Genomic DNA, 12,145 nt, shown 5'->3' on the forward strand with positions numbered 1-12,145 from the left:
GACCGCCGCGGTGCTGCCTCGGAATGTTGCCCCCGAACCTCTTCTGACTGTCCCCATATCTTTTCCTTACGGTTGCTAGAGTCTTCTGCAGAGCGAGACGCGCAGGCCGGCAAGTTCCATTACCGATTATCGCGACTGAACTGCTCCACGGCGGCCCGCGTCGACGTTGTCTTCAAACGCAAAAACCTACGCTTCGGATCTTTCAGACCGACGGTAAGCCGAGCCATACCGACGTATGAGCTCGACAAACAACGGTGGGCGAAAGTCCAAACGCTCGCAGAATGGATTCGATACTACCCGGCCGTCTATCTTGGCAATCATAGGCGGTGCTGCTGACAAGTCGACTCCCTTTAAAGGCACGACAGGTCCCGCCCCCGCCTATCGGTGAGCGTTGACCTGCAAGTTGTTCTGTGCGTCGACAGGCTCAGATGCGTTACGTGTTGGAGACACACGTTTTCGTCTCGGCATGCCCGTCAAAGGTTAAGCATGTTTAGCAAACGCACAGGTCATCGCTGTTTTCCGCGGGCGGAAACAAAGGCGTCCAACGGCAACAGCATCGGCCGACCGGCCGGGCTCGCAGTCACCATTTCGGCGCTTGCTGTCTGCTGGTGGGAATTGATCAAGATAACTTTGGACTTCGCATTGACCGACAGCGACGCGGCACTCGGCGCGACAGTAGGCACAAGACTGATCGTGGTGGTGTCTGGACTCGCGGTCGTAGGCGACGTCCCCTTCGCGCGGCCCGTTTTCTGTTTTCTGTGCGCGATGAGCGTGCTTGCAGTTGGTCCGGCCATCCCGCTTGAGCTCACAGACTCGCTCCTGGTACCAGCCGTCTCGTTCATCGACTGCGTAACGAAAACATTGTTTCTCGCTTGCGCGTTCTCCTCGTCTGGCAGGAATGGTCGTGACAAGCGCAACCATAGTCACGTTTTTGAAGTAGCCGTACTGCCGCCACGCGACTGACGCGCCGACAACGCTTTTTCCCCAACCTTCATTTTGAGGTGACTTTCATGTCCAACTGTTTGCATAACTGGATCTACGTCGGCGCAAACGCTTACGACGAATACACCTATGTCCCATGGCTTAAGCGGAACGTCTACCGGAGAACCGTCGACCTTTGCAGAGTTTGCATCCAATAGTAGTCGATACATTTCTATCCGACTTCCCTCATTTCACCGGTAGCACTCGACGTCAAGCGGCCTTTCTGAGGTCCGAGTGCTCGTCTTGTTCAGTTTGCGCAGGAGTGTTTACTCGCCTCTGGAGGTCTTCGCACGCATGCTCGAAGCCGCTTCACTGCCTCCGCCTGCGTTTCATTAACCCCGTTGCGCTTCACCCTTGAAACCGCCCAGGGTTATCCCCCTTCATTGCCGGCCTGCGATAAGCATCATCGATGCGTCACGTGTGGCAGACTTGTCTACATGATTGGCGGCCTTTGCGCCGGACAGCGCCAGCGACTCGGCTATCCCGGCATCGGCAGATGGTCCGCGGTCGCCAATGCACTGCACAAGTGGTGATACGCCACCGCGGGGGCTCCTTGCGGCGACCCGCAAGTCCGCTGCCCCAGCGCGACGATGACTCGCGGCGGCCTGGGCTGTATCTTGTTTGGATGGCACTCCGAGCGGCATTTGGGTACGTCTTCAATTGGGTCGATCGACCCCGGGCGGACCGTTAGGGAGCAGCATGAGGGCGTTGATTCTGGCATGCGTATGCATGCCGTCGGTTATCGCGGCGCAGGGTTTGTTGACTCCCCCCGTGTCCACCGCCTCTTCCGCCTCGGTCACCGCGATTGTCGCCGCCGCGAGTAACCACCTGGCCGAAGCGAAGCGTGTGGTCGATGCGGCGGCGCAACCCGCTGCACCCTGGAACGGGCCGCGCAACGGGCCGCGCGCGCAACCCGGGAAACGCGTCGCCATCGTCGCCGAGGATTTGCGCAACGGCGGCATCGTCGGGGTGGTCGACGGTGTGCTGGAGGCGGCCAAGGTCATCGGCTGGAGCGTAAAGATATTCGACTCCGGCGGCACGCCGGACCTGCGGCTGAAGATGCTTGCGAATGCGCTGGCAAGTGGTCCAGACGGCCTGATCATCGTCGGTGGCGACGCACGCGCCCTGCTGCCAGGGCTACGGCCGTTTGCCGAGCGGAGCATTCCGATCGTCGGCTGGCATGTCGCGGCCCGAGCCGGACCGGTGCCTGGCACGCCCGTGGCGATGAACGTGACGACGGATCCGCTCGAGGTCGCGCGCGTGACCGCGCTGGCGGCCATCGTGCAGTCCGGCGGGCATGCGGGAGTCATCATCTTCACCGATTCCAATTTCCGAATTGCGCAAGGCAAGGCGGATGAAATGGCTGCCGTCGTGCGCGCGTGCAGCGGCTGCACCTTGCTCGATGTGCGCGACGTGCCGATCTCGCGCAGCCAGGAACTGATGCCGGGCGCGACACGCGCCTTGCTCGCGCGATATGGCAAGCGCTGGACATATGCGCTGGCCGTCAACGACATCTACTTCGACTACGCCGCCCCGGTGCTGACCCAGGCCGGAATGCCGAACGCCGCCATGGCCATGCTGTCGGCTGGCGACGGCAGCGAGTCCGCCTTCCTGCGTATCCGGACGGGCACGTTCCAGACCGGCACCGTGGCCGAACCCCTGAATCTGCACGGCTGGCAGTTGGTCGACGAGATGAACCGGCTCTTTGCCGGCGGAGACGTCACGGGTTACGTGTTTCCGGTGCATCTCGTGACGGCGGACAACATCGCCGCGGACGGTGGTGATCGTCTGATTTACGACCCCGCCAACGGCTACCGCGATATTTATCGCCGCGTCTGGCAACGCCCATGAAACTACCGCGCCCCCAGTCGCTCACCGCTCAGTTTGCGCTCGTCGCTTCGTGCCTGGCCGCCCTGGTGGTCGCGGTCGGTGTCACGACCATTTACTCGTTGGCCGGTTCGGCCCACGCGATCCGCCAGTTGGCCGAAGAGCGGTTGGCGCGCCAGGAAGATGCACAGGACCTGGCGCAGCGCACGCTGATGATCGAACGCCTGGCATTGCAGTTGTCCAGTGACGATACGGTGGACGCTGTGCGCGAGACGCATCGGCATGTCATCGAACAGCTGGCATCCTTTGACCGCCTGGTAGACCGTCTGGCATCCGCGGCGAGTGACGCCGTCACCGTCGATGCGCTGGCGCTGCATCGGTCCAGCCAGCGCTTCCGCAACACAGTCAACATCGAGGCGCAGGTGCGCGAAACCGCGCTGCGCGCCGCAGCCGCGCCGGCGTCCTCGTCGCGGCCCGGCGCGTCATTGGCCAGCCTGGACGACGATCTGCGCCGCCAGGCCGACGCCTTGGCGGCCGCGGCGCGCCAGCAGTCGGATTATTTCACGCGCGCCTACCGCAAAGCGGTCCAGTCTTTGGCCGAAGACTCGGACCGCACGCGCAGGTGGGTCATCGGCGAAGTTGCGGTGAGCCTGCTGCTTGCCTGGCTGATCGCCCGCGCATTCCTCGGTCGCCACGTCGTGGCACGGCTGCGCCGAGTCAGCCACTTCCTGCGGCACGGTGACGTCGACAGCGTGCAAGCCGGCGTCCCCGTTCACGGCGGCGACGAGATTGCCGATATGGCGCGCGCCGTCGAGCAGTTCCTCGAAGACCGGCGCCAGCGCAGGCAGGCCGAGGATGCGCTGAAGGAACTCAACGCCGAACTCGAGGCACGTGTCACGCAGCGCACGGCCGAACTCACCACGGCGCTTGCGGGCCGGACGGCCGAGATCGCCGAACGACAGCGCGCCGAAGAGGCAGCGCAAGCGAGCGAACATTTCCTGGACAGCATCATCGAAAACATCCCGGATGTAGTCTTCGTCAAGGATGCAGTGACCCTGCAGTTCGTGCGCTTTAACAAGGCAGGAGAGCAACTGCTCGGCTACCGGCGCGAGGAACTCATCGGCAAATCCGTCCATGACCTGTTTCCGGTTCAGGAGGCCGATTTCTTTGCGCTGAAGGATCGTGCCGTGCTGGAGTCGCGGCGGATGGTCGAGGTGCCGGAGGAACGGGTTCTAACGCGTCATGGGCCGCGCCTTGTACACACGATGAAGATCCCGATCTTCGATGCGCGCGGCGAGCCGCAGTTCCTGCTCGGCATCTCACGCGACATCACGGAGCAAAAGCGCGCGGAAGCCGAGCTACGGGAGAGCGAGCGGCGCTACCGCGAAGTTCAGACGGCGCTGGCGCACGCGAATCGCGTGACGACGATGGAGCACCTCGCGGCCTCGATCAGCCATGAAATCAAGCAGCCGGTCGCGGCGACCGTCGCCAATGCTCAGGCCGGGCTGCTTTGGTTAGGTGCCAATCCGCCGGTTCTCGAGCAAGCCCGGCAAGCGTTCGATCGAATCATCAAGGACGCGAAGCGCGCCAGCGAGGTCACGAACCGGGTTCACGGTCTCGTCCGGAACGTCCCGCCGTTCAAGCAAAGCCTGCAGATGAACGAGGTGATCCATGAGGTCATTGCCCTCACGTCCAGTGAGGTTGCGAAAAGCGGCGTATCCACGCGGATGCAGCTTGCGGAGGACTTGCCGCCCGTTGAAGGCGATCGCGTCGAACTCCAACAGGTCATGCTGAACCTCATCATCAACGCCGTGGAGGCGATGAGCGTCGTTGAGGACGGCCGGCGGGAAATGATCATCAGCACCGCCAACGACAATTCGGGCCACGTCCTCGTTTCCGTGCGCGATTCGGGACCCGGGTTCGCGGTCGACAACGTGGAGCATCTCTTTGAGCCGTTTTACACGACGAAGGCTGGCGGCATGGGGATGGGGCTCTCGATTTGTCGTTCGATTATAGAAGCGCACGGAGGACGTCTGTCGGCGAGCTCGAACGAGCCCCGCGGCGCCGTGTTTCAGTTCACCCTGGCCGTGTCGCCATGCCCGTCCGGTGTCACGACGGATGCAGACGTTCGTTCACGCGGTGCCATCGACTGAAATGGGTGTGCGCCGTGAAAAAGCGGCGCTTTCTAGCGGGCGCAAGCGCCGCCCGACAACCGCTCCCGCCGGAAGCAAACGGCGCAGCTATGGAGACAACGAAGTCCTTCGCGACCATCACCCACAGCATGCGGGCATGCTTGTTGGCAATGGCGATCAGCGTTTTGTGATAGCCGTTGCGTTCATGGAGCTGCCTGATCCACCGTTGCCGGCTAGAGGCTGATCTCGTGCATATGAACCGGGTCAGTATGTTGGGAGAGCTGGCCGCCTCCCTGTCTCACGAGCTAAAACAGCCCATTGCCGCGATAGTCACCTCTGCCGGTTCCTGCTTGGGGTGGCTCCAGCGGGATGAGCCCAATGTGGAAAGGACGTGCGAGAACATCGCAAGGATCATCAAGGACATGGGATTAACGATCTGCCGTTCGATTGTGGAGTCGCACGCAGGACGGCTGGAAGCCGCTCCAAACGATCCGCGCGGTGCCATCTTCCGCTTTTCGTTGCCGGCTGAGCGCGTGGGTGCCTCAGCTTCCTGAAGGCGCTGTGATTATGCAAAGGCCGGAATTCATGCTAGCCGCTGCCCACCAGCTCTCCACCTGGCTTCCGACCAACTACTTTCCATAATCGACAACTTTGCATAATCGGCGTTTGCAGCCGTTTGTCCATGCGGCGAGTCAATCCGACTTTTGACCCGAATTGTGGTTGTCCGGCATGACGCTGTCCGACTGCGAGCTAGCCTTTTTCACTCGGCGGCCTCAATTGTGAAGTGCAACACCTTGGATCTGCTAAGGTGCGCACATGAATTCGCGAACATATCAGCAGTTGCAGCCTGAAGAACGTCTCACTATTGCCAGCATGAAACAGCAGGGGTTGAGCGTTCGGGTCATGGCCCGAAAGCTCCGCCGCTCGGCTTCGAGCGTAAGCCGCGAGCTGGCACGCAATACCTGTGCTGTGCGTGGCTACGCTTCGGTTCACGCGCAGGCCATCAGTTCGAGCCGTCGGGCGGCGGCCTCCCGCGTCCAGCAGGTAGCTGACTGCGAAAGCGGTTTCGTGCGGCGTGTAAGAGAACGGCTCGCAGGCGGCCGTAGTCCTGAGCCCGGCGGCGTCGATGTTGTCCTTGACTGCGACGGGCACCCCATAAGCGGCATCTGCCCAAGCCATTCGCCGCCCAGCGCTTCACGGCGCGCAGTCGTGCCGATTCGGGCGAGCGCTTCACACATTTCGCATCGACAGGCATCGAACCGGCACTCGTAGGTGCACTTGTATTCAAGATTGGACGCACGAGCGCAAAATCTCCTGTCACAGTGAATGGGCTTCCGGACCGCTCCGAGCGCGGCGAACTCCCACCGCGCCAGACCGTCATCGACGTTTTGCGGGACATCAAAAATAGTCACCGCCAGGAAGCATGGATTTCCTGATTGTCCGGTTGCAATGAATCGGAAAGCGAGTGCGGTCCTCAGCCTGGTAGCTAACGACCTACCGCGGTGCACAAGTCGCCAACAGGTGCAGCCATCGCGACGGGCACCATATCGCGGTCTTTTGGCCACTGTGGATGACCAGACTACTGCCGACGGATTAATTATGCGCCTCGTTACAAGCTGCCATTACCGGCATATGCGATGTTCTCCGCGCTGTCGGCGACCGTTGTCTTTGCGGCGCAAAGCGATCCGCGGAAACACGGAGCGAGCGACCGTGACCTGTCCGGTCACATGCCGCGCGATCTATACTGTCGCGACAAAACAGATTCATTCGTGCGCCCTCCTGAACCGTCGATTGAGCGCTGAACCAACGCGGCTTTACGTCCGTCGGTGCTTCGCGCGTCCATCAGAGACCAGACGAAAATGAATGTCCTTCGTTTCCCTAACGGACGGGCGATGATCGCGATGTCGATACTGGCGTTGCTGATCTTCTTCGCCGATACCGTCACGGTTCTCGACATCGCCGTCGCCACGTTGTATGTGCTTGTTGTGCTGCTGTCGGCGAGATTCGGATCGACGCGCACGGTCATGCTGGTGGGCGCAGGCTGCATCGCGCTCGCGGTGATCAGCTGGGGGCTCACCCGCCCTGCCGGCCCCATCCTGGAGGGCATCGTAAATGAGGTGATCAGCAATCTCACGATTGCACTGGTGACCGTTCTCACTATCCGCAGCCTTCGCACAGAACAGCGGCACCGATATCAGGCCAGCCTGCTCGAACTGACGCGCGATGCTTTCTTTACGTGGGACATGAGCGGGAAGGTCCTCTACTGGAACCGTGGCGCCGAAGCACTGTACGGCTTCGACCGGGCAGCGGCCATAGGCAAGGTCGTGCACACATTGCTCAACACGCAATTCGTCGTACCGCTCGAGCAGATCGTTGACCGGCTTCATCAACACGATAGCTGGGAAGGCCAGTTCGCCAGGCGTCGCGCCGACGGCGCCCCGCGCATTGTGACTTGCCGTCTCACCTTGCAGCGGGATGCGGCCGGGCGCGCTTCCATGGTCCTCGAGACCAACAATGACATCACCGAGCGCGTACGGCTCGAGGACGCGCTGGAGCAGGCGCGATCCGACCTGGTTCGTATGAATCGGGTGCTCGTCCTGGGCGAGTTGACGGCGTCGATCGCGCACAAGATGAAGCAGCCGATCGCGGCGATGATGACGAGCGCGACGGCGGCGCTGAACTGGCTCGATCACGACCCGCCGGCGATGCGAAAGGCTGCTCAGGCGATCGCCCGCATCGTCGATGATGGCAACCACGCAGTCGAGGTTATCGCTCGTGTGCGTTCGCTTGTCAAAAAGGCGCCGACGCGTGCTGAGCGTTGGGACGTGAACGAGGCGGTGGACGAAGTGATTGCACTAACCCGCTCCGACGTCGCACGCAACGGCATTCAGTTACGGCGCGAACTCAAGCAAAGCTCGCTCTCGATCAGCGGCGACCGCGTTCAGGTGCAGCAGGTGCTGATCAACATGATCGTGAATGCCATCGAGGCAATGCATGGCGTCGTCGACAACCACCGCATACTGACGGTTACGACCGGAGTCGACGGGCACGGCTATGCCTTCATGCAGGTTCGCGATACGGGCGTCGGAATAAACGAAGCAGACCTCCCACACCTGTTCGAGTCGTTTTATACGACGAAAGCGGAGGGAATGGCCATGGGCCTTGCAATCTGCAGGTCGATTGCGGAGGCCCACGGCGGACGCATCGACGCTGAGCAAAACCAGCCTCGCGGAGCGGTATTCCGGTTGACCCTGCCAGTCGAACGACATGAATCTTCTGGGGCTGCTCCCGCGCATATGGCTTGACCCCCACGCGGTCAAGGGTTTCCCCCAAACACTTCTACTGCCGAATCCATCGTACGCAGGCCGCGGACACGCTATCCACGCCGCGCGGCCAAAATTGCAGCAGGCATCGTTCGCTGCGGCAAAAAACGATGTGCGCGGTTCAGAGAGTCGCTGCGTCGTGCACCACGCAGGCCAGGATCATCGCTTCCGCATTGATGGGCGTTGGGCGTGAGGTCGGCTTGTAGACGGCGTCGCCGGGATTGATCGCTTGCCCGCTCATCGCGCAGAAGCCCGGCATGCGGGCGCGCGCCATGCGCCAGGCCTGGTCGCCGAAACAGCCGCGCGTCGCATCGCGCCAGGCAATCGTGGCCGTCGACGACGTCGGACGGTCGATCAGCGTCACTGCGGCGGTAAAGCATCCATCGGCACAGTGCGCCTTCTGACGGCGCTGCTCGGCCCCTTCCACAGCGGCCAACAGGCGCGAAGGTGTCCCCAGCTGACAGATGGTCTGCGCCCACGGATCCATCACGTTTTCGTTTGCCAGCATGTGGAAACTCCTTGCGAAAGCGATCGGGTTAGCATTGCTTCTGGACTTTGGGACGCGGCGAAGGGCAGCGCGCCGTTCTCCTCCCGCGACGGGCATGCTGGCGACTTATCCACCATTCACAGTCCGCGTCTCGTCAGTCGGTAACAGCGGCTGGCCGCGGCCTTCGTGATGCCAAGCATGCATCGGCCGGGCGCGAACGTTGTTCTGCATCGTCTGCTGCGCGCCATTGCGCGCGCCAGGTCGGGCCGTGCGGGCCGTGCGGGCCGCGCCTGGCCGCGCCTGGCCGCGGGCATAGAGAGATGGTCTGAAGCACTCTTGCGATGCGAACGACATATTTCTCTCCATATGTTGCAAGCCAGTCCGGTTTTTATGCTCAACCGCTCGTGCGACTCTTCCAGACGTCGATTCCAGCATACGGATCCCCGCAAGCGGCCGCAAAGCTGCGTTTGGATATTGACCTCATACCTGGGGCTATGCCGTGTCATACTTCTTGGCGTCTCATTGCCTGGATCGGCCGCGACGCGTCCCGATCGGGCAAGCGAAGTGTCTGAACCTTCGGGCGCGCTCTTCAAGGAATTTGTTATGGCTACCGATAGGCATGCGCCGCCGTCCACGAGCGGAATCCCCGGCTCCACAGTTTTCGTTGTGGACGACGAAGAGTCCATGCGTCTGGCGTTGCGTGACTTGCTGGAATCAGTGGGGTATCGCGTCGAGCCGTTCGGTTCCGTCCGCGAATTCCTGGATTTTCGCAAACCCGGCGGTCCTAGCTGTCTCATCCTTGATGTCAGGCTGAAAGGCGAGAGCGGGCTGGCCTTCCAGCAGGCGATGGCGCGCGAGGCATTACATATGCCGGTGCTTTTTATGACCGGTCACGGGGACATGGAAATGTCGGTGCGTGCAATGAAAGCCGGCGCGTTCCATTTTTTCCCGAAGCCTTTCCGCGACCAGGACATGCTCGACGCGATTTCCGAGGCAATATCGAAAGACGCGCAGCGCCTCGAAAAGGAACTCCGCCGAAATGTTCTACGCGAGGCCTATAAGTCGCTCACGCCGCGCGAGCGCGAGATCCTGGCGCTAGTCGTCAGCGGAATGCTGAACAAGCAGATTGCCGTCCAGCTCAACGTAAGCGAAATCACCGTCAAGATCCATCGCGGTCAGTTGATGAAGAAGATGGGCGCGCACTCACTCGCGGACCTCGTGTTCAAGGCCGCCGCACTCGACATCGGCCCCCAGCAGGGACATCCGCGCCCCTGAGCGCTATCTGGAGACCGTGACAGAAGAGTTCGACACAGCTCCGGCCTTGCGCGTCACCATTCAGATCCGGATATTGGCGAGCTCGCGCTTCAAGGCTATCGCGTTCACCGGTTTGTCGAGGAGCGCGACAGCCGGGCTCGCCTTCCCCCCGCAAATGCAACCGTCGCTGGGGAACGCGCTCACAAAGATTGTCGGCGGCGCCGCGCCCAGCACGACAAGACGATCGAGCAACTCCAGGCCCGACATCCCGGAATAGCCAATCGACTGCACAAGGGTTTCGCTTGCGAGGCGCGACGATTCATCGTCGTCGATGATCCAGACCGTCCCAAAGACGGGAGTCGGCAGCTGCTGTCTGGATGGACTTCGTGAGGGCAAGCATCGACCTGTCCAATATACCGGCGTATGTTCCGCTATCCCTTCCGGAATGCATAGCCAGAAGCTCGGCACGACATTGCGGCTTGTGGTGCGCGCCATCGCTCGAAACGCTGCCCATGTCCGTTCGAGGTTGTAGCCGCCCTATGCCGGGCGGGCCGCGTCGTCCTCAATCCCGAAACGCCACCGTTGCTGACCAACAAGCAGTCATGTCGTGGACATGCCATCGGGCCGTATGACGCCACCCCACGTCTGTAGCGACTGGGAAAGAACCCTGCACCTGCGGCATCTCTCATTGGGCCCGCCGGTAGCGCGAGCGATACCGGCGTATAGCTGCGGCAAACAACGGTTGGCAGAAGTCGAAACATTCGGAGAATGGATTCGATACCAATCTTCGTCCTATCTTGGCAACCATAGGCGGTGCGGCTCGAAGAGTGACTACTTCGAAGTTATGACAGGTCCGCCGTCCCGTCTGTCGGAAGCAATGCCTCGCAAGCTGTTCACGCGTCGACAGCAATTCGCAAATTGCTGTCGAACGCGCTTTCTCGTCTCAGCATGCCCGCGCGAAGGTTGAACCATGCTCAGCAAACGTACAGGTCATCGCTTTTTTCCGCAGGCGGAACCGCACGCGAGCGGCTGCAGTCAGCCGACCGGGCGCGCGGTCATCATTGCAGCGCTCGTCGTCTGCTGGTGGGCACTGATCGAGACAGCTCTGGACTTCGCAATGACAGACGGCGACACCGCGCTCGCCACGACGATAGGCACACGGTTGATCGTGACCGTGTCCGGGCTCGCGGTCGTACTCGAAGCACGAATCGCACGTCCCTTTTTCTGCTTTCTCCGCGCGATGAGCATACTGGCGGTCGCACCGACGATTGCCCTCCAGTTCAACGACTCGCTGCTCCAACCGGCCGTGTCTTTCATCGGCTGCGCAACAAAAGCGCTCTTTCTCATCTGCGCCTTTGTGTCCGCAGAGAGAAGCCATGGCCGCCGCCACCGCACCGGTAATCACGCGTGCCCACTATCCGTGCTGTCACCGCGCATCCCAAGCGTAGACAACACTTTTCGCCCGACTTCATGCCAAGGTGACTGACATGGCCAACTCCTTACACCACTGGATCTACATCGGCTCAAACGCATATGACGAATATACGTTTGTCCCTTGGCTTAACCGCAACGTTTACCGGAGAACGGTCGACCTGTGTCGAGTCTGCATCCAGTAACCGCTTATCTGTTTCTCTCCGCCTGTCTGATCTCACTAGCTGTACATGGTTCGAAGATCGTCGTGCAGCATGTCAGGCCACCTGTCTTTGCCACGTTGCGACGGAAACTGCTGTTCATCTGTTCAAGCAGTCCTCCACCCACCATGGATCGGTACCGCCGCGGCGCTAGGTCGCAGGCTGCAGAAGCAGCGATGGCTTCTTTGGCCGGTAGCCTGGAGCTTCCCGCTTGGCTTCATTGCGATCCTGGCAGGCTGGTTTACTGCTGAGGTTGGCCGGCAGCCATGGGCCGTATGGGGCGTTCTGCGTACCGCGAACGCATTGACGCCCGGCCTTCTCCGCGCACTTCGCAGCTGCGACGCTGGCGCTTTATGTTGCGGTCTACGGGTTTATCTTCTGCTTCGGCATCTACCACGTCCTTCGGATCGTGACGAGCGGTGTGACGACAGGTGAGGTGATTGGCTTCTGGAATGGAAACGCGATTTTTCAGATTATCAGTTCTGCGAAGCCGTTTCCCAAGCAGCGACA

General features: G+C 61.3%; 10 protein-coding genes and 1 pseudogene. 9 read left to right on the plus strand and 2 right to left on the minus strand.

Annotated features, from left to right (window positions below; translation table 11 throughout):
* Window positions 1-486 precede the first annotated feature (486 nt).
* From OKW27_RS17355 to OKW27_RS17380, 6 genes and pseudogenes are all read left to right on the plus strand, one after another.
* Entirely contained in the window at window positions 487-963 is a 477-nt protein-coding gene (locus tag OKW27_RS17355) for a hypothetical protein (protein WP_429334209.1), read from the plus strand.
* A 717-nt stretch (window positions 964-1,680) separates the two neighbouring features.
* On the plus strand, window positions 1,681-2,832 hold the full coding sequence (locus OKW27_RS17360; protein WP_429334210.1) for a substrate-binding domain-containing protein: 1,152 nt from the start codon (window positions 1,681-1,683) through the stop codon (window positions 2,830-2,832).
* Window positions 2,829-4,961 carry an ATP-binding protein gene (locus OKW27_RS17365; protein WP_429334211.1) on the plus strand — a complete coding sequence of 711 codons (2,133 nt, stop codon included), beginning with the start codon at window positions 2,829-2,831 and terminating at the stop codon, window positions 4,959-4,961. The genes OKW27_RS17360 and OKW27_RS17365 overlap by 4 nt, the downstream gene beginning before the upstream one ends.
* A gap of 248 nt (window positions 4,962-5,209) precedes the next feature.
* Entirely contained in the window at window positions 5,210-5,494 is a 285-nt protein-coding gene (locus OKW27_RS17370) for a histidine kinase dimerization/phospho-acceptor domain-containing protein (RefSeq protein WP_429334625.1), read from the plus strand.
* Between the two features lie 262 nt (window positions 5,495-5,756).
* Window positions 5,757-5,969: pseudogene (locus OKW27_RS17375) on the plus strand (helix-turn-helix domain-containing protein); the annotation flags it as partial.
* Window positions 5,970-6,832: 863 nt separating this feature from the next.
* Window positions 6,833-8,245, plus strand: a complete 1,413-nt coding sequence (locus tag OKW27_RS17380) for a two-component system sensor histidine kinase NtrB (RefSeq protein ID WP_429334212.1) — start codon at window positions 6,833-6,835, stop codon at window positions 8,243-8,245.
* 139 nt (window positions 8,246-8,384) lie between these two features.
* On the opposite strand, the gene OKW27_RS17385 is transcribed toward OKW27_RS17380, so the two are convergent.
* On the minus strand, window positions 8,385-8,771 hold the full coding sequence (locus OKW27_RS17385) for a DUF3331 domain-containing protein (protein ID WP_429334213.1): 387 nt from the start codon (window positions 8,769-8,771) through the stop codon (window positions 8,385-8,387).
* A 582-nt stretch (window positions 8,772-9,353) separates the two neighbouring features.
* Between OKW27_RS17385 and OKW27_RS17390 the strand changes: the two genes are divergently transcribed.
* A complete protein-coding gene (locus tag OKW27_RS17390; RefSeq protein WP_429334214.1) occupies window positions 9,354-10,025 on the plus strand; it encodes a response regulator transcription factor in 672 nt (223 codons plus the stop codon).
* 60 nt (window positions 10,026-10,085) lie between these two features.
* Here the strand turns inward: OKW27_RS17390 and OKW27_RS17395 are convergent, their stop codons facing one another.
* Complete coding sequence (locus OKW27_RS17395) at window positions 10,086-10,499, minus strand: hypothetical protein (RefSeq protein WP_429334215.1); 414 nt, start codon at window positions 10,497-10,499, stop codon at window positions 10,086-10,088.
* 475 nt (window positions 10,500-10,974) lie between these two features.
* Between OKW27_RS17395 and OKW27_RS17400 the strand changes: the two genes are divergently transcribed.
* Window positions 10,975-11,490, plus strand: coding sequence for a hypothetical protein (locus tag OKW27_RS17400; RefSeq protein ID WP_429334216.1), 516 nt, complete (start codon window positions 10,975-10,977; stop codon window positions 11,488-11,490).
* Between the two features lie 199 nt (window positions 11,491-11,689).
* A complete protein-coding gene (locus OKW27_RS17405) occupies window positions 11,690-12,070 on the plus strand; it encodes a cytochrome ubiquinol oxidase subunit I (protein ID WP_429334217.1) in 381 nt (126 codons plus the stop codon).
* Window positions 12,071-12,145 lie beyond the last annotated feature (75 nt).

The sequence above is a fragment of the Paraburkholderia sp. 35.1 genome (assembly GCF_050436525.1).
GTDB lineage: Bacteria > Pseudomonadota > Gammaproteobacteria > Burkholderiales > Burkholderiaceae > Paraburkholderia > Paraburkholderia tuberum.